The 21,132-nt window shown below is 52.8% G+C and carries 26 protein-coding genes; 4 read left to right on the top strand and 22 right to left on the bottom strand.

Annotated elements, in window-relative coordinates; translation table 11 throughout:
• Positions 1–230 precede the first annotated feature (230 nt).
• The gene (locus B3355_RS05755) at positions 231–434 is read left to right on the top strand and encodes a hypothetical protein (RefSeq protein ID WP_292781295.1); all 204 of its coding nucleotides are present in this window, start codon (positions 231–233) and stop codon (positions 432–434) included.
• 94 nt (positions 435–528) lie between these two features.
• Here the strand turns inward: B3355_RS05755 and pqqA are convergent, their stop codons facing one another.
• The 5 genes from pqqA to B3355_RS05730 all read right to left on the bottom strand — a co-directional run bounded on the left by pqqA (position 529) and on the right by B3355_RS05730 (position 4,671).
• Positions 529–600, bottom strand: coding sequence for a pyrroloquinoline quinone precursor peptide PqqA (gene pqqA, locus B3355_RS05750; protein ID WP_081624291.1), 72 nt, complete (start codon positions 598–600; stop codon positions 529–531).
• 100 nt (positions 601–700) lie between these two features.
• The gene (gene nhaA / locus B3355_RS05745) at positions 701–1,876 is read right to left on the bottom strand and encodes a Na+/H+ antiporter NhaA (RefSeq protein ID WP_292781292.1); all 1,176 of its coding nucleotides are present in this window, start codon (positions 1,874–1,876) and stop codon (positions 701–703) included.
• Positions 1,877–1,906: 30 nt separating this feature from the next.
• Entirely contained in the window at positions 1,907–3,004 is a 1,098-nt protein-coding gene (locus B3355_RS05740) for a phospholipase A (protein ID WP_292781289.1), read from the bottom strand.
• Between the two features lie 33 nt (positions 3,005–3,037).
• Positions 3,038–4,096, bottom strand: a complete 1,059-nt coding sequence (locus B3355_RS05735; RefSeq protein ID WP_292781286.1) for an aldo/keto reductase — start codon at positions 4,094–4,096, stop codon at positions 3,038–3,040.
• Positions 4,096–4,671 carry a hypothetical protein gene (locus tag B3355_RS05730; RefSeq protein ID WP_292781283.1) on the bottom strand — a complete coding sequence of 192 codons (576 nt, stop codon included), beginning with the start codon at positions 4,669–4,671 and terminating at the stop codon, positions 4,096–4,098. Before B3355_RS05730 ends, B3355_RS05735 begins: the two co-directional genes overlap by 1 nt.
• A gap of 197 nt (positions 4,672–4,868) precedes the next feature.
• Here B3355_RS05730 and B3355_RS05725 point away from each other — a divergent pair, with 197 nt between their 5' ends.
• Together B3355_RS05725 and B3355_RS05720 are read left to right on the top strand one after the other, a co-directional pair.
• Positions 4,869–5,342, top strand: coding sequence for a hypothetical protein (locus tag B3355_RS05725; protein WP_292781280.1), 474 nt, complete (start codon positions 4,869–4,871; stop codon positions 5,340–5,342).
• 10 nt (positions 5,343–5,352) lie between these two features.
• A complete protein-coding gene (locus B3355_RS05720; protein ID WP_292781277.1) occupies positions 5,353–5,883 on the top strand; it encodes a YMGG-like glycine zipper-containing protein in 531 nt (176 codons plus the stop codon).
• A gap of 52 nt (positions 5,884–5,935) precedes the next feature.
• On the opposite strand, the gene B3355_RS05715 is transcribed toward B3355_RS05720, so the two are convergent.
• The gene (locus tag B3355_RS05715; RefSeq protein WP_292781274.1) at positions 5,936–6,694 is read right to left on the bottom strand and encodes an SDR family NAD(P)-dependent oxidoreductase; all 759 of its coding nucleotides are present in this window, start codon (positions 6,692–6,694) and stop codon (positions 5,936–5,938) included.
• A gap of 118 nt (positions 6,695–6,812) precedes the next feature.
• On the opposite strand from B3355_RS05715, the gene B3355_RS05710 reads away from it, so the two are divergent.
• Complete coding sequence (locus tag B3355_RS05710; protein ID WP_292781272.1) at positions 6,813–7,721, top strand: LysR family transcriptional regulator; 909 nt, start codon at positions 6,813–6,815, stop codon at positions 7,719–7,721.
• Positions 7,722–7,871: 150 nt separating this feature from the next.
• Here B3355_RS05710 and B3355_RS05705 read toward each other — a convergent pair whose 3' ends face one another.
• The 16 genes from B3355_RS05705 to B3355_RS05630 all read right to left on the bottom strand — a co-directional run bounded on the left by B3355_RS05705 (position 7,872) and on the right by B3355_RS05630 (position 20,966).
• Positions 7,872–8,666, bottom strand: coding sequence for an energy transducer TonB (locus tag B3355_RS05705; protein ID WP_292781269.1), 795 nt, complete (start codon positions 8,664–8,666; stop codon positions 7,872–7,874).
• 3 nt (positions 8,667–8,669) lie between these two features.
• On the bottom strand, positions 8,670–9,083 hold the full coding sequence (locus B3355_RS05700; protein WP_024929551.1) for an ExbD/TolR family protein: 414 nt from the start codon (positions 9,081–9,083) through the stop codon (positions 8,670–8,672).
• Positions 9,084–9,087: 4 nt separating this feature from the next.
• The gene (locus B3355_RS05695; RefSeq protein ID WP_292781264.1) at positions 9,088–9,726 is read right to left on the bottom strand and encodes a MotA/TolQ/ExbB proton channel family protein; all 639 of its coding nucleotides are present in this window, start codon (positions 9,724–9,726) and stop codon (positions 9,088–9,090) included.
• 206 nt (positions 9,727–9,932) lie between these two features.
• Positions 9,933–10,427 carry a type II secretion system protein gene (locus tag B3355_RS05690; protein WP_292781261.1) on the bottom strand — a complete coding sequence of 165 codons (495 nt, stop codon included), beginning with the start codon at positions 10,425–10,427 and terminating at the stop codon, positions 9,933–9,935.
• Positions 10,414–10,800: a type II secretion system protein gene (locus tag B3355_RS05685; RefSeq protein ID WP_019881525.1), complete on the bottom strand. Its 387-nt coding sequence runs from the start codon at positions 10,798–10,800 to the stop codon at positions 10,414–10,416. Before B3355_RS05685 ends, B3355_RS05690 begins: the two co-directional genes overlap by 14 nt.
• Entirely contained in the window at positions 10,790–11,269 is a 480-nt protein-coding gene (locus B3355_RS05680; protein WP_292781258.1) for a prepilin-type N-terminal cleavage/methylation domain-containing protein, read from the bottom strand. Before B3355_RS05680 ends, B3355_RS05685 begins: the two co-directional genes overlap by 11 nt.
• Before the next feature lies 1 nt (position 11,270).
• Positions 11,271–13,259, bottom strand: coding sequence for a tetratricopeptide repeat protein (locus tag B3355_RS05675; RefSeq protein WP_292781255.1), 1,989 nt, complete (start codon positions 13,257–13,259; stop codon positions 11,271–11,273).
• Entirely contained in the window at positions 13,256–13,738 is a 483-nt protein-coding gene (locus tag B3355_RS05670) for a hypothetical protein (protein ID WP_292781253.1), read from the bottom strand. Before B3355_RS05670 ends, B3355_RS05675 begins: the two co-directional genes overlap by 4 nt.
• On the bottom strand, positions 13,738–14,286 hold the full coding sequence (locus B3355_RS05665) for a hypothetical protein (protein ID WP_235272916.1): 549 nt from the start codon (positions 14,284–14,286) through the stop codon (positions 13,738–13,740). Before B3355_RS05665 ends, B3355_RS05670 begins: the two co-directional genes overlap by 1 nt.
• On the bottom strand, positions 14,274–14,789 hold the full coding sequence (locus tag B3355_RS05660; protein WP_292781248.1) for a hypothetical protein: 516 nt from the start codon (positions 14,787–14,789) through the stop codon (positions 14,274–14,276). The genes B3355_RS05665 and B3355_RS05660 overlap by 13 nt, the downstream gene beginning before the upstream one ends.
• Positions 14,789–15,691, bottom strand: coding sequence for a hypothetical protein (locus B3355_RS05655; protein WP_292781245.1), 903 nt, complete (start codon positions 15,689–15,691; stop codon positions 14,789–14,791). The genes B3355_RS05660 and B3355_RS05655 overlap by 1 nt, the downstream gene beginning before the upstream one ends.
• The gene (locus tag B3355_RS05650) at positions 15,672–17,387 is read right to left on the bottom strand and encodes a GspE/PulE family protein (protein WP_047514635.1); all 1,716 of its coding nucleotides are present in this window, start codon (positions 17,385–17,387) and stop codon (positions 15,672–15,674) included. Before B3355_RS05650 ends, B3355_RS05655 begins: the two co-directional genes overlap by 20 nt.
• A 13-nt stretch (positions 17,388–17,400) precedes the next feature.
• A complete protein-coding gene (locus B3355_RS05645; protein ID WP_047514637.1) occupies positions 17,401–18,591 on the bottom strand; it encodes a type II secretion system F family protein in 1,191 nt (396 codons plus the stop codon).
• Positions 18,592–18,610: 19 nt separating this feature from the next.
• On the bottom strand, positions 18,611–19,030 hold the full coding sequence (gene gspG / locus B3355_RS05640) for a type II secretion system major pseudopilin GspG (RefSeq protein WP_047514640.1): 420 nt from the start codon (positions 19,028–19,030) through the stop codon (positions 18,611–18,613).
• Between the two features lie 45 nt (positions 19,031–19,075).
• Positions 19,076–19,891: a hypothetical protein gene (locus tag B3355_RS05635; protein ID WP_152604409.1), complete on the bottom strand. Its 816-nt coding sequence runs from the start codon at positions 19,889–19,891 to the stop codon at positions 19,076–19,078.
• Positions 19,892–19,982: 91 nt separating this feature from the next.
• Positions 19,983–20,966 carry a hypothetical protein gene (locus B3355_RS05630; RefSeq protein WP_292781233.1) on the bottom strand — a complete coding sequence of 328 codons (984 nt, stop codon included), beginning with the start codon at positions 20,964–20,966 and terminating at the stop codon, positions 19,983–19,985.
• Positions 20,967–21,132 lie beyond the last annotated feature (166 nt).

Raw genomic sequence — 21,132 nt, 5'->3', positions numbered from 1 at the left:
GCGGCAAACAATGAAACTTCAGTCTGCCGTATTGCAATGGCACTGGCTAGCGCACGCTGACTGAGTTTGCTGTAGGAATCAGAAGATGGCCTGCGCCAGTAAACACTACTCTAGATTATCTGACAGTAAACTCAGCTGGCGCCTACACCATTTTGAAGCGAACTGCTTATGATGAACCCTGATGCGAGAGGGTAGTGCTCGTGTGTAAACGACAATCAGAAAGGCATGGAATGGCAATATTTTACCTAAGCGTATGGCAAGGCGTTCCTCAGCAAAGCGATCTGATCTGGGAAGCCAATGTGCTGGCGCAAAACATAGAGGATGGTTATAGAATAGGCAAAACGCGTTTTGCGGTGGAGCATCCAGACAAGGACTTGAAGCGTTACACAATGGTGGCGACGGGTGACAGCGTTGAAAAGTCGATAAGTGTCTAAACTCTTAACCTCAATGCATACATTGAATGCAACAGCCAGAAACAATAAACCCGACCTAGTGTCGGGTTTATTGATATGCAAGTTAACGCTTGAATTACTTGTTCATCACGTACATTGTCACTTCAAAGCCAAAACGCATTTCAGTAGCAGCTGGTTTAGTCCACATGATAGTCTCCTTGGTTAAGTTGTTACATCTCGTTAGACACAACTATACGCAGACCAGCCACGAAATGCTTGCGCAGCATCCCTAAAAGCACCTCATGATTTTACTTAGTGGAAACTTCATTCACTGCCCCCTGCCTTAACACCACGCTTAGCCATAACCAGCCTGCCAACCCGGAAAGCAGCGAGCCTGTAAGTATGGCCATTTTGGAGAGATTGATCGCATCCGCCATCTCGCTAAAGGCCAGGTTGGTAATAAAAATCGACATGGTAAAGCCGATACCACCCAGCATGCCTGCGCCAATCACATGCGGTAAACGCAAAGGCGGATGTAGTTTGCAAACACCCGTCACAATAGCCGCTACCACGGCCAGCGTAATCCCCACCGGTTTGCCAATCAGCAAACCGAGAATAATCCCCAGACTGTTGCTATGTGAAAATACGGCACTCATGCTATTTGCCGCCACCTGCACACCGGTGTTGGCAAAGGCAAAAACAGGCAGGATCAAGAAAGCCACCGGCAGGTGTAAAGCATGCTCCAATTGATGCGATGGCGAATGCTCATCATCCGGATTGCGATTGAAGGGAATGGCAAATGCCAGTGCGATGCCTGCCAACGTCGCATGCACACCAGACTTGAGTGTCAGCCACCACATGAATGCCCCGCCCAGCACGTAGGGAATCATGCTGAGCACCCGCCAGCGATTGAGCGCAAACAGCAAAGCCAGCACAGCCAATGCGGCCAACAGGTGCGGCCATGAAATAGAGGCGGTGTAAAACACCGCGATCATGATAGCGGCGCCCAAATCATCAATCACGGCAAACGCCACCAGAAACACCTTGAGCGGTGCAGGCACGCGCTTGCCCAATATTGACAACACGCCCAGTGCAAAGGCGATATCCGTCGCCATCGGGATGCCGACGCCTGCCTGGTAGTCAGTGCCGTGGTTGAATTGCCAGAAAATGAAGGCTGGCACGATCATGCCACCCATCGCGGCAATGGTTGGCAGCAAGGCATTGTTGACGCTGGATAACTCCCCTACATACAACTCGCGTTTGAGCTCCAGCCCGATCAGCAAAAAGAAGATCGCCATCAGGCCATCATTGACCCACTCTTCAAGGCTTAAACCCAACCATTGGTGATGCCAGAAATGATGGTAGTGCTCGGCCAGCACGCTGTTGGCAATGACCAGCGCCAGCACTGTGACCAGCAATAGCAGGATACTGCTGGCCTGCTCAGAAGCCAGGAAGCGTTGGAAAGTGGCGGTTAACGGACGCATATTGATAGCGCTAATGAATTACTCAATTAATTATTCACCAATGGCAAAGCCGATGCCAAACATGGTTTGCGCCTGATTATAATCCAGTAGCGAGACGCCATAACCACTGGCCAGCATGGCGTAGAAACGCACACTTTCACTTTTGAGCGGCTTGTACTGCACATCAAACTTCACATAGCCTTTGTTATCGCTACGCATATTGTTACGCAAGGTGACACTGGCAGCCGTGGTATTGGCCTCGTTATCCCAGCGCAAAATCGCATCGCCATAGCCCATATATTTGCTGATATCCGGGTTATCGTTATCCGATTTGCTTTCAGGAATACGCCACCATGGGCGAACCAGCAAACTATAGCGCTCATTGAGCTGCCAGCCGCCCTGCAAATAGACGCGGTTCCAGCTGCGTGATAGTGGTTGCGAGCGGCCATTGGACTCATGCATCAGGCCCATATTGAGCATATTGGGCATGGCATTGAGCCAACTGTTTTCTTCTGCTGGTTTGTTCAAGCCTAGCGATAAAATCAACTCGGGTGAATAATTGTGATCCCGCATGGGGCGCGACTGCTCTTCGTTATACACCTGCCAGAATGACTGCTGGGTATAAGCCCCCCACAAACGCGCACTTTGTATCCACTGGTTTTTAGGCAACCAGTCTGACAGGTTCATCAACTGTGTTTTCAGGCTGATCTGAAAATGCAAGTCATTGTGCCCCAGGCCACGGTCTTGCGTATTAGGACGTGATGGCGAGGTCGGAACATCATTGGGATTATTCGAGTACGCGGTCACCAGGTAATTGAGCTGATGGGTTTCCAGATCGGTAAAGTGCAGTTCATCCTGACTGTTTAAATGCCATTTGCGTGCGAGGTAACCCGTCTCTGCCCCCACACTTTTCACTAGCTCCTGTTGGCTAGGGGCCAATATTGGGGGTACCACGCGTGTCGGCGTATATTGCTCGGCGACTTTATCAAAACAAATCAGGCGACGGCTGGCATCCGCAGCAAACTCGGTTTGGCAGGTGCGCAAGGCATTTTGCATCTCCTGCATGTCCGCGGCCTGTGCCTGACCACTCAATATGACGGCAAAAAGAATGAAGCTGCGCAGAAAAAGAGTGCGCAGGGTGTGAAGCATGAACATACGGATTCCCTTCAGCGGGCGCCTGCGTTAAGGCGCCGGATTCATCATGATCAGATGCTGTTGCTCGATTGCGTTTAATACTTCATCACTAAGCTTTACTTGATAAGCCGCGACGTTTTCCTGCAACTGGTTCATGCTGGTGGCACCGATGATGGTGCTACCGACAAACCAGCGGTGATAGATAAAACTCAGTGCCAATTGCGTTGGTGTGAGGCCATGTGCACGCGCCAGCTCGGCATAGGCTTTGGACGCCGCCGGCACGCCCGGTTTTTTATAACGCTGTGCATAACCCAGAAACAAAGTAACGCGACCAGGGGTGGCAGGGTCGTCGACATATTTGCCGGTCAAATGGCCAAATGCCAGCGGAGAGTAGGCAGCCAGGCTAATACGTTCGCGGTACAGCACCTCGGCCATGCCAAACTCCATGCCACGGTTCATCAGGTTATAGCAGTTTTGCAACACGGCAATGCGCGGCAAGCCTTGTTCGCGGGCGAGTCGCAAAAATTCCATCACACCCCACGGTTGCTCATTACTCAAGCCGATCGCGCGTACCTTGCCTTCCCTGATCAACTCGTCCAACACTTCGAGCTGGGTTTGAATCGGCACCCAGTTGAGAGGTTGGCCACTGGCATCGCGTTCGGCACGGGGGTCAAACTGGTATTGGCCAAACATGGGCACATTGCGTTCTGGCCAGTGCAGATACAATACATCGAGGTAGTCAGTTTGCAAACGTGTCAGGCTGTCATGCACCGCCTGGCGGATATTCGCCCTATCCATGCCGCTCGGGCCGCCGCGTATCCACTGCATGCCACGCCTGGGGCCCGCTACTTTGCTGGCCAGCACAAAGCGATCACGCGCCTGCTTTTTAATCCAGTGGCCGAGGATAGTCTCTGTCTGCGTCACGGTTTCTGCCCGTGGCGGCACCGGATACATCTCAGCCGTGTCGATAAAATTAATACCTTGTGAGAGGGCAAAATCCAGCTGGTTGTCGGCGTCTTGCTGGGTGTTCTGGTCGCCAAAGGTCATGGTGCCCAGCGCGATTTTGGAGACGCGAATACCGCTGTCCCCGAGTGTTGTGTGATCCATTAATGTAATACCTGTTTTTCTGTGGGTACCTGCATTACGATACTGGAAACCGCTTCTGGTTCCTTATCCTGATGTGCGGGCAATGTCCAGCCTGCGTCCTGGCTGGCGACCATCAACATACGGCTGATGGCCAGCACCAGTTGGTGATTTAAACTCATATTGACGTTCATGCCGTTGGCGCATACCAACTGCATATGATTCAACTGGTCGTTAATCGACACGAAGCGTGTGTCAACGACCAATAACTCCTGCTCACTCACGGCCGATGGGCGTTGCTGGTATGCCGTGGAAAAATCCAGGTCTTCCAGCTGATGCACGGCATCAGCCTCTTCTTCAAACTGGCGCGTGGCTTCAGTCGGCGATTGTGCCGCAGGCAAAGGTGAAGCATTTCCCAGCGCCAATGCGGATACGGGCAAATGCGCTTCACGGTTAAGCACCTTAAACATTTGTCGCGCGATACGATAAGTCAGCCATACGCGGATTTCCTGTGCCTGGCTGACAGCGGCTTTCATCAGCAAGCGGTCTTGTTGCTGATCATAAGCAAGATTGATCTGTTGGATGGATTGCTGTTGCATGAGATTAGTAGCTTTGCAAAGGGTCATCACTAGCATACCGCAGTTGCTCACCTGCTGCCTAACACAATCCTCAGCTGACGGTGAATGTGGTGGTTAAAGATACACTCCGATACAAAACCACCACGCCCTGCGCGGATACATTTACGTATGCTTTGGTCATAGGAATATAAGTAAACATGCCTGTCACAGGAGGCGATATGTCCAAACAAAAACTGACACAGTTAAAAACACCTATGCACTTAAAAACAATGGCACTCACCGGCCTGATGGCAGCACTGATGCTCGCCAGCAGCGCTGCTCAGGCTCATCCACCAGGCCACGGCGGCTGGCACGGTGGAGGCTGGCATGGCGGTGGTGGCGTCGGCTTTTATTTCGGCGCTCCCTATCCTTATTTTCCATATGCATATTCGCCTTACGCCTATCCGTACCCATATGCTTATAGCCCACCACCAGTCATTGTGACCCAACCGCAACCACAGGTTTATATCGAACAAGGTAGCGGTGCCACCAGTGCGCCTGCCCCGGCACAAAGCGCGCCACCTGCGGCCACTGCTGGCAACAATGGCCAGGCTTACTGGTATTACTGCGAGCAATCTGACAGCTATTATCCTTACGTCAAAGAGTGTCCGGCGGGCTGGAAACAAGTGACGCCTTCGCCACCAAGCAAATAGGCCTAAGCATATGAAAACAACACCTATGCTGATCATGGTCGCGGCACTGAGCTTGTCAGCCTGCGCTACCAACCCCACCGGCCCAAGCAATATGGCTTTACCGGGCACGGGCAAAGACTTTAATGTTTTCAGGGCAGATGACCTATCCTGCCGTGACTTTGCCTTGACGCAAATTGGCGGCAAAACCGTCAACCAGCAATATAACGCCAGCCTGGCCACCACGACCGCAGTCGGCACCGTCGTAGGCGCAGCCCTTGGTGCTGCGGCAGGCGGTGGTGAAGGGGCAGCCATCGGCGCAGGCATGGGTGCCTTATCCGGCGGCGCCATCGGCACTAATACGGCGGCAGTCAGCGGCACAAATGCGCAGGATAAATACGACAACGCTTACTTCCAATGCATGTATGCGGCCGGACACCGTATTCCGGTACCAGCCAGCATGGCGCGAACCTACTCGCAAGGTGGCAATGCCTCTAGCACAGCATCCTCGCCTGCTGCATCCGGTTATTATCCACCGCCTCCGCCGCCAAACCGCCCTCGCTAGGCAAATCGACAGGCAGCCGTAGAAAGCTGCCTGTTGCTATCACCCTGGCCGATTAAATTAACATACCGCCGGAAGCCTCAATACGCTGTGCATTCACCCAGCGATTGTTCTCCGACAGCAGGCTCGCAATCATCGGGCCGATATCATCTGCCACCCCTACACGGCCCAACGCAGTTTGCGAAGCAATATAGGCGTTGACCTCTTTGTTATCGCGTACCAGGCCCTGGCCGAAATCCGTTTCAATCGCACCTGGCGCTACCGTATTGACCGCAATCTGGCGTGCACCCAGCTCTTTGGCCATATAACGTGTCAGTACCTCAATGCCTCCCTTCATCGCCGCATAAGCGCTGTAGCCAGGCAAGCTGAACCGCGCCAGGCCACTGGAAATATTCACAATGCGGCCGCCATCACGCAATACTGGCAGCAAGGTTTGCGTTAAAAAGAAAGTGGATTTCAGATGGATATTCACCATATCATCAAACATCTGCTCCGTAGTTTCAGCAAATGGCGCATGGATGCCCGTCCCTGCATTATTCACCAGGTAATCAAACTGCGTAGCTTGCCACTGTGTTTGCAGGGCCTGCTTCAATTGCGCAGAAAATGCAGCAAATGTTTTCACCTGCGCCACATCCAGCTGTAAAGCCACCGCCTTGCGCCCTAACGCTGTGATTTCATCCACCACTGCTTGTGCCGCGGCCTGTTTGCTTTGGTAGGTCAATACCACGTCTATGCCCTGTTTTGCCATTGCCAGCGCGGTGTTCTTACCCAAACCACGGCTGCCACCTGTAATTAATGCAATCTTGTTTGTCATATGCGTGCTCCTGTGTTGATGAAAGATAGACGCAGTTTATTGATAATCAAAAATACGATAAATAAGCATGAAGTGATTATACTGTTCACAATTAATGAACAATTGAAAGCAAATTGCCATGCTGGATAGCACCGAAAGCCTGAAGCGTTTTATGCGCGTTGCCGAACTCGGCAGCTTTACCAAAGCGGCAGATAGTCTGGGACTGCCCAAAGCCAGCATCTCACTGGCGGTGCAGCAACTGGAAAGTAAACTGCACACGCAGCTGTTCCACCGCACCACACGCAAAGTGCAACTGACGCCGGACGGCCACTTGTTTTATGAAAAAAGCAAAGATGTCTTGAGTGAGATCGAAGAATTAGAAACTTTGTTCATCAGCGATGATAGCCAAATCTCAGGTGTCGTCAGGGTCAACCTGTCACAACCGATGGCGCGGCACCTGCTTATTCCGGCCCTGCCTGCATTCTTGCGGCGCTACCCCAACCTCAATATAGAGATCAGCAGCGAAGACCGCAAAGTAGACCTGGTGCGCGAAGGCTACGATTGCGTGGTGAGAACCGGCGAAGTGGCCGAAACCGGCATGATGATGCGCAAAATAGGCGAAATGCAACAAACCAACTTCGTCAGCCCAGGCTACCTGGCCGCTTACGGTGAACCCAGGGCGATCGCAGACCTGCAACAGCACACTTTGATTCATTACCAAACCAGCAGCAACAAACGGTTTGATGCGTTTGAATATCAGCTAGAGGGCGAATTACATCGTATCAAAATGCCCAGCCGCATCTGCGTCAACAATACCGACGCCTACCGCGCCGCCTGCGTGGCCGGGCTCGGCATCATGCAAGCGCCTAAGTTAGGCGCCATGGAGATGCTTAATAGTGGCCTGTTAGTCGAAATACTACCGGCCTGGACCGCACCCAGCATGGCCGTTTCCATGCTGTTCCCGCATCGTCGCAATTTGTCTAAGCGCGTGCGGATTTTCATGGATTGGCTGAGTGACATCGTACAAAACCAGTTAACACCTCGCTAAGCATTTACCAATATGCAGGCAAAAAAATCCCCTGCGTTTGCCGGAGGAAGGGTGGCAAACCACAGGGGTTAGGAGAACAGGCGCCATCATTTTAGGAAAGTGAGGGATTTACTTTCTGAGGACGTCTGACTACAAGAAAACGGTTGTGAGCTACTCCAGCTTAAAAGCCACCGGGATAGTAATTTTGAAACTTTTCTTTCTCAGGCTGTCTTTCACGCCCAGCTGCGCAATGGCTTTTTTCACCATGCGCATAGCCTCTTCATCCAGTGGCACATGCTTGCTGCTATCCGTCAGCGACACATTGACCAACTCACCACGCACGAACTGGGCGACCACCGTAGCCTCACCTTCTAGATGACGGCGAATAGCGATGGCTGGATATTGTTTGCTCTTACTGACCAGCGCACGTAATTGTTCGCCATAATCGCCCCAGGCATCAGAGTCACTAGCGCTTAATTCATCCGACTCAACATTTGCCTGCGTGCTCGGCGCAGACGCGCTGGGTTTTGCATCTTTTGCAGCAGAGTCATTCGCCGCATGCTGGGCGCTTTCTGCACTCACACTGGGTGCCGCAGGTGCTGGGCTCACAGCTGCTGGTTCCACTTTCGTCGGCGCCGCTTGCTCTGGCACACGATAATCGGCCTCATGATTGCTCGGGGCAGCCAATATCTGTTTAGGCGTTTCTACCGGCGTTTGCGGTTTCCCCATTGGCGTCGCTTTGGGCGGTTCAACCGGCGCGGCCGTTTCCGTCACTTGCTGCACACGCGGTGGCAAAGCTTTGATTGAGAAAAACTCAATTTCCAATTTTTCCGGCATGTTGGGTAACGCAATCTGGCTTAAGCTAGGGTAGACCGCCACTATCAGCAGGTGTAAGCCCAACGACAGCATAACCGCACGCCACAACAGTGCATCACTCTGCTGTTCAGGATAAATCAGGCTGCTCATGCCTTACTTCCCGGCCTCGGGCGACATGACAAAACTAAACTTGCTAATGCCCGCACGCTGAATAGCCGCCAACACTTTGGCCACCACGCCATATTGCGCATGTTCATCAGCATAAATCTCCACCGCCGGATCATGGCTTTTTTTGAGTACACCCAACTCTGTCGTCAACACCTCCAGCGCCAGTCGCTGTTGGTCGAGAAACACATCACCTGCATCGGTGACGCTGATATGTGCTGTTTTGGGCACCGTGATGGCTACCTCGGCACTGGCCTGCGGTAACTTGACCTTCACCGCATTCATAAGCAAAGGTGCGGTGACAATAAATACCGTGAGCAATACCAGCATCACATCCACCAGCGGCGTCACATTGATTTCACTCACCAGTTCTTCGTTTTCACTGTCCCCTAAAATCGCCATGTTATTACCCCTCCGCACCCGATTGCGTCAGCAAAGACTGAAAGCGGCTGGCGACTTGCTCCATATCGGCTCTATGCACTTTTTGCTTGCGCATAAAGTAGTTGTAGGCCACCACCGCAGGCACCGCCGTCGCAATACCAATCGCCGTCGCAATCAGCGCCTCGCCGATCGGCCCGGCCACTACATCCAGCCCGGCAGAACCGGTCGCAGTGATGGTACGCAGCGCATGCATAATGCCCCATACCGTGCCAAACAAGCCAATAAACGGTGCGGTAGAACCGATGCTGGCCAGTACCGCCACACCACCATCCATGCGCTTTTGTTCCAGGTAGGCTTGTTGTTTGAGCGAGAGTAAAATAAGCTCCTGACGCTCGTTTCTGCGCAACACTGAGTTCGCCATGACTTCGTTCATCGCACGCATACCCGCATCACACAAACGCGCAAAGCTGCTATTGCTGTTAGCAATAATCTTGGGCAGTTCGTAAATCGTTTTTACCTGCTGCCACTCGGATAGAAAATTATTCGATGCACTACGGGACTTATACCAGGCCCAGCTTTTCATCAGGATGATGGACCACACCAGCACCGACAGCACGCCCAGTAAGTACAACACGAGATCAACAATATCAGGCACCAAATCCACAGTTCGCTCCATTATCAAAATACAGAAAAAACAAGCTGGATGTCTGTCACATGCAAGACTTACCGTGGCCGGTCTCAACATGCAGCTCAGGAAAAACACCCAACCAATGTCAGGAATTTTTCACATTTACATCCCTTCATATGTTTAATCGCTGGGATCGCCAAAAGCCTGACGTCATTAACAAAACTTTACATTAAAATGATTCATCACATAGTGCCAGCATTGACTGCGACCGGCTGCGGCAAATAAATGAAGTACCACTCACCGTAATAACGCTTGTCATTCAAATGCTGCAACTCACCACGGTAGCCTTTGGTTTTAAACACTGTTTTATCAGACAAACTGTAAATCCCCATGATGCCGCCGCTGGGGGCGGTGACCAGGCCCCAGCCCTCGCGCTGTGTGATGGGATCAAAATAGCCTTTGCGCAAATGCCGGCGCGCAGTCGGGAAGCGGGTATCTTCTTGCAGCGCCTGCAAAGTCGGTGGGAAGATTTTCACTACGCCTGGCGTCTGGTTGTAATAACGGCCAATGGCATCGCGATAGGCCAGGCCCACCTTGATCAGTTCCTGCTCTCTTTCACGCAGCACCTGAGTTTGCCAGCGCATGCTGGCTTGTACCATGACCAGGCCACTGAGCATAATGAGCATAAACATGCCAATCAGCACAAAGCCGGTGGTGAGGGCCTTACCACAGCGCATAGGGCGTACCATCTGCGGCCACCAGCGCAGAACCGCTATGCACATCAAAGACACTACCCTGCTCGTCAATATTGGGCGGCAAGGTAATCACCCAGGTATCCATACGTTCGGTGATCGGATCAGGCGGGATAGCTTTCAGGTATTGGCGCTCAACCAGTTCATCCAGGGTTTCCGGATAGCGGTTTTTATCGCTGTAAAACTTATCAATGGCATCACGCATGGTGAGCAAGTCATGCCGCAAACTGGTCTCTTTCGAGCGCTGCAACATATGCATGAATTTTGGCGTCACAATGGTTAGCAACATGGCCAGAATCGCCAGCACCACCAGCATTTCAATTAGGGTAAACCCACGTTTCATGGCTTTACCACTCACTGTAAGGTTGTTGGTTAATGCCGATAGCGGGCGAACGCGAAGAGACGTCATACACATCCTGCGCCATCTCATCAATTGCACCGTCATAAGCGCGGATACGCCAGGTGCCCGCATTGCTTTGTTCGGTGTCTGCTGCAAACGGGTCACGCGGGATACGCCTTAAAAAAAACAGTTTTTTCTTTTTGGGATCCTGCGTATTTTCAACCCCAGTCACCAGGATGGCCAAACTGGCCGGATATCCGCTGCCATCAGCCGTTTTTTTGATCAGGCCCTGATCCACCGCACCTTTGTAGGCATCCAGCGCATCACGTATTTGCCACAAGGCGCGCTTGAGTTCACGTTCTTTGTCGCGCTTGGTATTCAGTTGCAACACCGGGCTGGCCGAGGTTACCAGCAAGGCGAGTAATGCCAGCGTGACCAAAAGCTCGACCAGAGTAAAGCCGCGTGATCGTCGGTTTGCAACAAGCATGTTATTGCCCTTGAATAATCATGGTGTTGGGACTGGCTGCAGGGTTGGGAGGTGCGGAGTTGATCAATTGATCGGCAAAATTGGTATCTACTTTCGCGCGGTCAGCTGCGGTATTTTGCGGCATGGCCACTGGGCTGGATGCCATCGCGTCTGAGGTTTGTACTGCTCGTGCACCCGTTGTACCTAACGGGTTTGCCGTAGCGGCAATGCCGGAAGGAATCAGGCTATAGACCGAACTGGCCGGGCTCAGGTTATGCATGATGCGCGGTGTAATCAGCAATACAATTTCATTTTTACGCTTGTCTTCATTATTACTGCTGAAAAACTTGCCAATCAGCGGCAAATTGCCCAGGCCAGGCACTTTACGCCGCGTTTTCTGTTCGTCGTCACGGAATAATCCGGCCAAAATCTGCGTTTCGTTATTGCGCAACTGCAAGGTAGTATTGGCATTGCGGCTGCCGATGGTATACGCCAATACCCCAGAACTGGTCGTGACCTGGTCGGTGATATTACTCACCTCCATGCCGACTTTGATACTGACCTGGTCTTGCATCTGGATCACCGGCTCGACGTCAAGCTTGATGCCGACCTCAATATAATTCACATTCTGGCTGACAAAACCCTGCGCACTGGCGACGCTGGTCAGCACCGGAATTTTATCGCCGACATGAATCTTGGCGCGGTCACGATTCTTGACCCGGATTTTGGGGCTGGCCAGCAAATTGGTATCGGTATCCTGATGCAGCAAATTGAGCACAATAGCGGGATCATTGATCGAAAACACGCCCAGGTTGCCGTTGAAATTACGCAATTCGGTCAGCGTCAGTTTGCCTGCTTGCGGTTGCGTACCGCTGCTGCTACCGGCTGCGTTGCCCTGCACGCCGACGCCAATCTGGGTTGGATACTGGATACCGAGGTTTTCCAGGTTACGGCGGTTGATTTCCATCACCTCAACTTCGAGCATCACCTCGGGTTCATTGAGGTCTTGTGAGGCAATCAGCTTCTCTGCGACTTTAATGCGGTCCATGGTATCGCGCATCACCAGCGTATTGAGCTTTTCATCAATATAGACATCGCTGGCACGCAACACGGTTTTCATCATATTGAGCGCACGTTTGGCGTCCATATGCGTCAGGTAAAAACTGCGCACAAATAATTCTTCATACTGCGCCGCGCGTGCTTGCGGATAAATTAGCAAGGTATTGCTGTTGAGCACTTTCTTGCCTAACTGATGGCTGGTGAGAATCACGTCCAGCGCCTGTTCTATCGGCGTATCACGCAGCAACACATTCACGCGTATGCCTTCGTTGAGTTCCTGGTCAAACGAGAAATTCAAATCTCCGGCCTTGCCTAGATATTCGAAAGCATTTTTAATCGGCGCATTTTTAAGCTCCAGCGTGACTTTCTTTCTCAACGAAGACTGCAAGGGTCGCACCACACTGGTCCGTTCGTTTTTCTTTTGCTCCAGATGCTCGAACAATTGCCGCGCCCCGGCATGCGCGGGCTGCTCGGCCAGGATACTGCGCAAGCCAAACTCGGCACCAGCCAAATCCTCAGCCGCAATCGCTACCTTCACCTGTTCCAGTTGTATCGAATGCTGACGCGCCAGTTGTACTTTTTGCATGCCGTCACTGGCAGCACGGTTGTTAGGTGCAAGCTGTAACACTTGCTGGTAACCCTCAATCGCCGCATCATATTGTTGGGTGAGCAATAAACTATCCGCTTGCTGCAATTGCTTTTGCAGTTTCTTTTCCTGCAACAGGGTCAGCCAGTTTTTATATTGCGGTTGGCGTGGATGCGCATCGACCAAGGGTTGCAACAGTTGAATCGCTTCCTCGTCCTGGCCACGCGCCGCATAGACTCTGGCCTGCTCCAGCGTGGCATCACCATTTTGTTGTGCAGGCAATAGGTTGCTGCAACTGGCTAATAACAGCGGGCAGCCCAACAACCAGGCCCAATGACTATACGTTTGATTCACTTGCTTGTTCAAAATACCACCCCGTTATCCAGCCTGATTTCAAAGCGCTTGGCCGCATGTTGCAGCACGATTTTTTGTTGGTCGAGCAGGCTCACCTGCCACCCATCGGCAAAATGGTCGCCTGCATGTACGACGTATTGTTGCTGGCCATCGGTTAAAAACACGGTCCAGCGCCCGTCTTCCTGCAATCGACCAGCATAGGTATAAGGATTCACTGCCTCTGGAACGACAGGCACCGCGGTGTCGGCTGCCGACATCTCTAGCACGGCAAACAGGTTAATCGCGCTATCATCGGCGCCTGCACTTATGTTTGCAGGCGCTGAGATGCTTTGCGGTAAGGCCGTATTAGGCAAAGGCAAAACCTGCGCCAAGCTCACGCGACGCGAAGGGGCTTGTTTCACAGCAGCAACCGGCGTCTGCTCGGTTTGCTCTACCCACCAGCATGCCAGCAAGGTGCAAGCCAGTGCCACCCATACTATTCCACGTCGCATCATGTCTGCCCTCGCTTGCGCGTGTACAAACTAAACTCCACATAGGCCTCGAGGTCGGGCTGCAACACATCACTGCGTTGTAATTTAAACTGGCTTAAGGCCAGGCTAGGATAGGTCTGCAACACCTGCTGCAAAAAATGCCGTACCTGCAAATAATCCCCTTTGAGTGGCAACTTGATGCGCTGCACCTGCAAACTCGAATGCTCAACGGCTAAAGACTGAAATTCTGCGCGCTCAAACAACATGCCCATGGCATCCGCCGTCGCCAGTATCTCGGCACTGATACGGTCAGCTTCGTCTTCACTGGGCCAGCTTTGCAACACATTCACGACGTGAGGCTTGGCCTCAGTGACAGGCGATGTCGGCTTGGTGAATGCAGGTAATTGTTGCAATACATGTTGCAAGGTATGACCGCGCCACCAAGCATGCGCCACCAGCCCGGACAGCAAAATGGCTACTAACAGCATGACTGCCAGCCAGCGATGTGCCCGCAGCGTTTGCTGGCAGACAAAGCACACACGTTGCATAAAGTGACTTAGAACTGCCATCCAGCCTCCACATGCAAGGTCGTCATGCGCAAACCGTTCACCTCGGTCGCTTCGCTGGCCTTCAGTTTCACATCCACCAAAGCAGGCTGTTTTTTCAGCCGCTCTACCAGCGCCCAGCCTTGCTGACGCTGTTGTGCCAGCACCGTCATGCGTATCTGTTTACGCTTGGCATCGGGGGAGAGTTGCAGCCAGTACAAGTGGGCTTGCTGGGCATGTTCAAGATCACCCAACAAAGCTAACCACGGCGTGACTATCTGTAACTGCGCCTCGGCCATGTCAGCCGCCAAGGCCTGATTCACGACAGGCGGTTTATTGCCGGCCTGCTGACTGGCGGTCAAGGCCAATTGGCGCGCTTGCCATTGCTGCTGCAGGGCAATATTTTCCTGGGTAAGCTGATGATAAACAGCGGCCAGCCATACCAGGCTAGCGAGTAATATCAGGCCAATCACCGTGGCCGCAGGCCCAGGCAAGCGACCGGGCGCATGATTTAAGCGCACGTGCATTAAGCCACCCTTCTTTCGGCTACCTGTCGAGACGGCTTATCCAAGCCATGGGAAGGCTGCACATCCACCACCTGAAACGGCTGCATGGACTGTGGCGTAGCGCCGCTAGACTCTGCCTGTGACAAAAAGATTGGCAAAGCGGCCCGTTCGGGATGTATGACCTGCTCGCGCGACAATAACTGCATCAAGGTCAGTCGCCATTGCGCATCAACAGGTAGCTGGCGAATCTGTAGCCAGTCCCCCTGCATCAGACACGCCACCGTTAAGCGGCTGGACTCGCGGCAGACAATCCAGCCATTGGCCGAAAAGCCTTGCTGGCGCATGGTATGTAAAGCCTGGTTGGCTGCCAGCGCCCACGCGGGAGTGGTGATGCCTGGCGGCAATCGATGCTTGGCCAGCGCCGCCTGTAACTTTTCCAGTAGTGCAGCAGGCAGTGCATTCAGCAAGGTATGCTGGCCATAAGCACCCGGCTGCGCCCGAATTTGCCAATCTTGCCCATCGCTGGTAAAGGCCTGCTGCAAGCCGTGGAGGTAATAAGCCGCTTTATCCGCCTGGCTGCGCACCTCAGCCTGCCACGGCAATACCAGCCAGCGCGCATACTGGTTGGAAAGCACCACGACCACATGCCAACGCTGGCCCGCTAAGGGTGCCAAGACGTCATGCAAGGCCTGCCACAAAGCCTCTGGCGGCAATATATCCTGCGTGCTGCCCGGCAAAGTATGACGTTGATGGCTGATCATCTGCGGACGTCTACCCGGCAACCACGCGCGTTGAAACTGGAATACCTCTAGCGCATCACAAGTAATGACCAGGCGCAATTCCGGCGCAGTCAGCGCCTGCCACCAGCGACGGCTGTCGGCCACGCGGCAATCTACACCAGGATCAGGAAAGCGCTGTAACACGGTTAATCTCCTGCAAAGTCGTTTCGCCCGTAGCCACCAGTGCCAGGCCCGCATCACGCATGGCACGTGTACCGGTCGTGGCGGCTAATGCCTTAATTTGGCTGATGGGTGCTTTAGATACAATGAGTTCACGCATGCGGTCATCAAACAGCAATAACTCAGCAATGCCTTTGCGGCCCTTGTAACCGCTACCGTGGCATTGACCACAGCCCTGGCCTTTTTTAAACTGGTAGTGTTGGGTCGTTTCTACACTCAGGCCGGACTTCACTAGCAATGCGGCATCTGGCATATCATCCACTTTGCAAAACGGGCAAATCACCCGCACCAGCCGCTGCGCCAGGATCACGTTGACTGCCGACACAAAACTATAGGCGTCGACGCCCATATTGGTGAAACGGCCGATCACGTCAAATACGTTATTGGCGTGCACGGTGGTGAGCACCAAATGCCCGGTCAGCGCGGACTGCACGGCAATTTGTGCAGTTTCGCCATCGCGGATTTCGCCCACCATAATTTTGTCGGGGTCATGGCGCAAAATGGAGCGCAAGCCACGTGCAAACGTCAGGCCTTTTTTCTCATTGACAGGGATTTGCAGCACGCCAGGCAGTTGATATTCAACCGGGTCTTCAATAGTGATAATTTTGTCCTGGCCCTGGTTGATCTCGGAAATCATGCCGTAGAGGGTGGTGGTTTTGCCGCTACCAGTGGGCCCGGTCACCAGCAACATGCCATAAGGCGCTTCGGCCTGCGCCCGGATTTGCGCCAACAAAGCGGGCGCGAAGCCCAGCACTTCGAGGCTGATGCCTTGCGCTTCACTGAGCGCTTTACGGTCCAGCACGCGTAGCACGGCATCCTCACCCACCACACTGGGCATGATAGAGACACGCAAATCTATTTCACGGCCCAAAGCATGCACTTTGCAGCGGCCATCTTGCGGAATACGTCGCTCGGCAATATCCAGTTCAGACATGACCTTGATACGCGACACCGCCTGCTCGGCCTGCATGACGCCACTGAGGCCACCTGCCTCTGTCAGCACGCCATCGATGCGGTATTTGACACGCAAGCCTTGCAGGGTAGATTCAAGGTGAATATCACTGGCCCCGGCCTTGAGGGCATCGTATAAGGTCGAGCGTACAAAACGCACCACCGGACTGCTGTCTTCGCTAATGGACTTCAGCGACAACTCTTCTACCGGCGTTTCCTCTTCGTTGCTGAGGCTGTCACTGGCATGTACCTGATCCATCGCGCGCATTTGCGTTTCATGAAATTGCAGGCAAGCGGCGATATCGTTACGATGCGCCAGGCACCACTGTACCGGCACGCGCACCATGCTCTGCAAGCGTAATTGCAGTGGCTCGTCAAACGGGTCGGCCAGCACTAGGTATAACGATTGATCTGGGTACAGCGACTGGTCGGATTTTTGCATTAATACCGCATGCAAAGTGCTGGCATCATTAAAGCGCAACAGGTCAAACATGGGCTGCATGGCATGCAAGTCTAGTGCGGTCAGCGTCGGGTAATGCATGCACTGCCCTAATGCCAGCACAAACACATCTGGCGTCAGGCCAGACAGCTCCTCCAACACCTCCATGAATGGGCGGCCGGTTTGCTGGGACAACTGGCGTGCCTGCGGCAATAACCCGGCATCTAACGGGGGGACATGCCCAGTCAGTGGTAAATCCTGCATATTCATGCGATGGCATTCCTCATTCTATGGCGCCCGCCAGTTCAAAAATCGGCATATACATCAACACCACCACCAAACCTACAATCAAGCCGATCAGCACCATCAGTGCGGGCTCCAATAACTTGCTCAACCACTCCACACGGCGCGCCGTTTCTTCGTCGTAAAACACGCCTATACGTCCTAACATCTCATCGAGTTGTCCACTACGCTCGCCCACGCGTAGCATGCGGTTGGCAATGGAGGTCGTGAGGCCATGCGACTCCATGGCACCTGACAAGGCCTTGCCTTCACGTACTTCAGTAATCACGCGTTGCAAGGCCAGTTGCAACTCTTGCGGCAACAAAGATTGCACCATACCCAGTGCCGTCAGCAAGGGAATTCCTCCCTGTAACAGCATCCCCAGCGTGCGGTAAAAACGCGCCAGCTGGTAAATACGCAAAGCCTCACCCAAGCTGGGGATTTGCCACACGCGTTGCATCAACCAGGCCTTGCTGGCCGGGCGCGAAAACACCAGCCACAGCGATGCCGCCATAGCCAGGGTTGCCAGTAGCACCCACTCGCCATGCCCTTGCAACAATTGCCCCCAGCGCAACAGTATTTGGCTGGCCCAGGGCAAATTGTCGCCGCCACTTTCATAAATCGTGCTGAAACGTGGCACCACATAACCGAGCAAAAACAGCACCACCAGGCCGCCAACGACAATCAGCAATACCGGGTAGATTGAGGCCGCAATAATTTTCTTGCGAATCGCCTCTACCTGCGTCTGGTAAGCCACATGCCGCCGCAACGCCTGCACCATATCGCCCGTACGTTCACTGGCCCGAATCAGCGCGATATATAACTGGCTGAATACCGAAGGCTGCAAGGCCAGTGCCTGAGACAAAGGCAAGCCTTCAAACAGGCTGGTGCGTAATTGGGTTAACACGGCACGTGCGTGGTCTTGTTGCTCCTTCTCGGCCAGGCCCTCAATGGCTTCAATCAGGCTCAGTCCGGATTCAAGCAGTGTCAGCAACTCCTGGCTAAACAGGCTGAGATTAAAGGTGTGCGTTTTGAGCGGCCATTGCGGCCAGCCTGATACCCGCGCAGACCGCACCTGTAACACACCATAGCCTTGTGCCTGCGCCTGTAGCAGCGCAGCCTGGCGATCCGTGGCATCCAGCGATAACCAACTCACCTGCGCCCCCTGCAACACTTTTAACTCAAACTTCATGATGGCTGACGTTTAAGCGCTACCAGTTACCGACATCGCTATCAGCATCCTGGCCACCAGCGGCGCCATCACTGCCCAGCGTCCACACGTCATAGTCGCCATGCTCGCCGGGGTAACGATACAGATACTGCCTGCCCCACGGGTCGGCGGGTACACCTTTGGCCAGGTATGGGCCTTGCCATTTGGTCTCGCCATCCGGCTGGCGATTGAGTGCCGCCAGGCCTTGCTCAGTCGCTGGATAATGACCAGTATCCAGCCGATAGGTATCCAGCGCGCGCGATAATGCCTCAATTTGTGCCTTGGCCGTTTTGGTTTCTGATTTGCCAATCTGGGCAAAATACTTGGGGCCGACATAGCCCGCCAGCAAGCCGATAATCACCATCACTACCAGCAACTCCAACAAGGTAAACCCTGCCTGCTTAAATTTCGCCATTTTCATCGTCGTCACTTTCTAAAATTAACCTTGCGAAAAGATAGAGGTCTTTTAATCCAGGCTTGCACCTGCTGGCAACAATCCGGGCAGCACGACTTCAAATGCTTTTTGTCCGTTTTGACCCGTGGTACGCAAACGAATCGCCCCTTCTTTCTCATCTGGCTCTTTGCTATCGCAATGGCTTTTGATATACAACATGGACGTCATTTTGCGTGTCGAACCATCCTGGTCAGCAAAACTCACATCCGTGGTGAAGTCCACCCAACCATCGTGATAGGGCGCAGTGTTCAAATCTGGTAAACCAGGTTGCTTGACTGATGTCATGCTGCGTCCAACTCGGTATAACGCTTCTGGCATACCGTAGCTGGCAGTAGGATTTGGATTCATAAAATAGGCCACAGACACGGGGCGGCCAGAAAAACCACCACGCAAAATGTCATTAATTTCCCACTGTTCGCCATGACTTAACTTGGGCTCTTTCATTAATATATGTGTGCCAAAAATGCATTCTTTGGTGTCTTTATTCCACCAGATCGTATCGGTCAGCGTAGCGAACTCCTCACTATCGTTGCCTTCAGGTGCCGGTGGCGCGATCCCACGCGAAATCATGCCCACCATATTAAAACCGGCCAGCGGCGCATTCATTGGACTAGCCAGCAACAGGTCATTAACTACCGCACATGCGGTATTCTTTTTCTGTGCCATCTCTGGCGCAGCGCTTTCTTTCAAGCCAAACTCCCCCGTGGTATTACATGCCACATAAGCAGAGCGCTTGTTAGGCTGTAAATCAACAAACTCAGCCTGGCAAATCAAAGAAAAACACAATCCTAACAATGGTATTAATTTAAAACGCTTTGTTTTTAACACTTCATCGCTCCCATAAAGTCGGGGGGATTGCCAGCGGCAACAACACCGCTGGCAATTTTTTACATGCTTAACAAACTAATGAATACTGAAATTAGAAGTTTGCGTTAGCACTACTACGAGTCACACCATTGGTGACCACAGTGACCCATGGCTGGGACTCTTGGCCAGTCTGGCGAATACGCACGGTGTTGTTGGTTGTTGGGAAAGCAGTTGCTTCAGCACCTGATCCGCAACCTGCTTGAACATACAAGAATGGACTATCTTTTGCTGTTGTACCGTCTTCATCCACGCCACCGGTCACATCTACAGTAAAGTCCACCCAGTTGGTACGAATCTCAGCAGTTTGTTGTGCTGCTGTTGGTGTGCCTGGGCTAACCAATGTTTGACCAACACCATTAATTTCTGTACCTGAGGCAGGTGCAGGGCTGTCTACCGGACGACGCACATACCCAGTATTCAAGACTGTCGCTGCATCAAAATCGTCACCTTGAATTTGAACTGAAGTAAATGAACGCCCCATTCTAAATACTGGAGAATCAGTATTTGCTGAGTGATAATAGCCTGCGCTCACATCCGTGGTGCCGCTAAAACCACCCAATACGTAATCGTTGACTTCCAGGCGCTGACTACCAGACAACTGCGGGTTGTAATCGAAAGTGCCTGTAGTTGCCATCACAAAGCGCTTTTCAAACACGCACTCTGTTGCAGCGGAGTTTCGATAAACCCGTTGACGCATGGTGGCCAAAGTTTCGCCGTTTGCGGTAATGGTTACACTTTGCTTCGCTGTTGACAGCGTCACACTAGTGAAACCAGAAACTGGAGTACCCGGATTATTGCCGCCCGATGGAAATACTGCGCAGATATTATTGGCACCAGTTGTTGGGGCTGTGTAATTCTGGCTGCCATACAAACCTGTGGTATTGCATTCACGCCAACCTGTTGTACCGGCTACCTGATTTGTTCCCGCAGTCACCGTGAAGCCTGCAGCAGGCAAGCTTTCCAACCCTGTTGCAAATGCATTAGCGGATAAGCCAAATGCAGTCATCAAGGCCAACTTTAGTAATTGATTTCTCATTACATGCTCCTAATAAAAAGGTTAAAATGAGCAGGCATTTGTGGCTGCCTGCGTACTGCTTCACCAATTCACCACACTCTGTTAGCGCCTTGTGAGTTCTAATCTGAATGCGGTTGAATACTGATGGCTTTAGGCATTCCAGTTCACAAATGCCCCCTCCATAAAA

The sequence above is a fragment of the Methylophilus sp. UBA6697 genome (assembly GCF_002454655.1).
Lineage (GTDB): Bacteria > Pseudomonadota > Gammaproteobacteria > Burkholderiales > Methylophilaceae > Methylophilus.
The sequence above is the reverse complement of the archived record's forward strand: the minus strand, read 5'-3'. Positions and strand labels throughout refer to the sequence as shown.

Bases quoted from the DNA above. Each gene is read 5' to 3' on its own strand.
- B3355_RS05680 (WP_292781258.1), bottom strand. From the start codon at position 11,269: ATGCTTGTTGCAAACCGACGATCACGCGGCTTTACTCTGGTCGAGCTT.
- B3355_RS05650 (WP_047514635.1), bottom strand. From the start codon at position 17,387: ATGAATATGCAGGATTTACCACTGACTGGGCATGTCCCCCCGTTAGAT.
- B3355_RS05645 (WP_047514637.1), bottom strand. From the start codon at position 18,591: ATGAAGTTTGAGTTAAAAGTGTTGCAGGGGGCGCAGGTGAGTTGGTTA.
- B3355_RS05700 (WP_024929551.1), bottom strand. From the start codon at position 9,083: ATGGCGATTTTAGGGGACAGTGAAAACGAAGAACTGGTGAGTGAAATC.
- B3355_RS05665 (WP_235272916.1), bottom strand. From the start codon at position 14,286: ATGGCAGTTCTAAGTCACTTTATGCAACGTGTGTGCTTTGTCTGCCAG.
- B3355_RS05630 (WP_292781233.1), bottom strand. From the start codon at position 20,966: ATGAGAAATCAATTACTAAAGTTGGCCTTGATGACTGCATTTGGCTTA.
- B3355_RS05720 (WP_292781277.1), top strand. From the start codon at position 5,353: ATGAAAACAACACCTATGCTGATCATGGTCGCGGCACTGAGCTTGTCA.
- B3355_RS05705 (WP_292781269.1), bottom strand. From the start codon at position 8,666: ATGAGCAGCCTGATTTATCCTGAACAGCAGAGTGATGCACTGTTGTGG.
- B3355_RS05725 (WP_292781280.1), top strand. From the start codon at position 4,869: ATGTCCAAACAAAAACTGACACAGTTAAAAACACCTATGCACTTAAAA.
- B3355_RS05670 (WP_292781253.1), bottom strand. From the start codon at position 13,738: ATGCGACGTGGAATAGTATGGGTGGCACTGGCTTGCACCTTGCTGGCA.
- nhaA (WP_292781292.1), bottom strand. From the start codon at position 1,876: ATGCGTCCGTTAACCGCCACTTTCCAACGCTTCCTGGCTTCTGAGCAG.
- B3355_RS05730 (WP_292781283.1), bottom strand. From the start codon at position 4,671: ATGCAACAGCAATCCATCCAACAGATCAATCTTGCTTATGATCAGCAA.
- B3355_RS05735 (WP_292781286.1), bottom strand. From the start codon at position 4,096: ATGGATCACACAACACTCGGGGACAGCGGTATTCGCGTCTCCAAAATC.
- B3355_RS05715 (WP_292781274.1), bottom strand. From the start codon at position 6,694: ATGACAAACAAGATTGCATTAATTACAGGTGGCAGCCGTGGTTTGGGT.
- B3355_RS05660 (WP_292781248.1), bottom strand. From the start codon at position 14,789: ATGCACGTGCGCTTAAATCATGCGCCCGGTCGCTTGCCTGGGCCTGCG.
- B3355_RS05710 (WP_292781272.1), top strand. From the start codon at position 6,813: ATGCTGGATAGCACCGAAAGCCTGAAGCGTTTTATGCGCGTTGCCGAA.
- gspG (WP_047514640.1), bottom strand. From the start codon at position 19,030: ATGAAAATGGCGAAATTTAAGCAGGCAGGGTTTACCTTGTTGGAGTTG.
- B3355_RS05690 (WP_292781261.1), bottom strand. From the start codon at position 10,427: ATGCGCTGTGGTAAGGCCCTCACCACCGGCTTTGTGCTGATTGGCATG.
- B3355_RS05740 (WP_292781289.1), bottom strand. From the start codon at position 3,004: ATGCTTCACACCCTGCGCACTCTTTTTCTGCGCAGCTTCATTCTTTTT.
- B3355_RS05755 (WP_292781295.1), top strand. From the start codon at position 231: ATGGCAATATTTTACCTAAGCGTATGGCAAGGCGTTCCTCAGCAAAGC.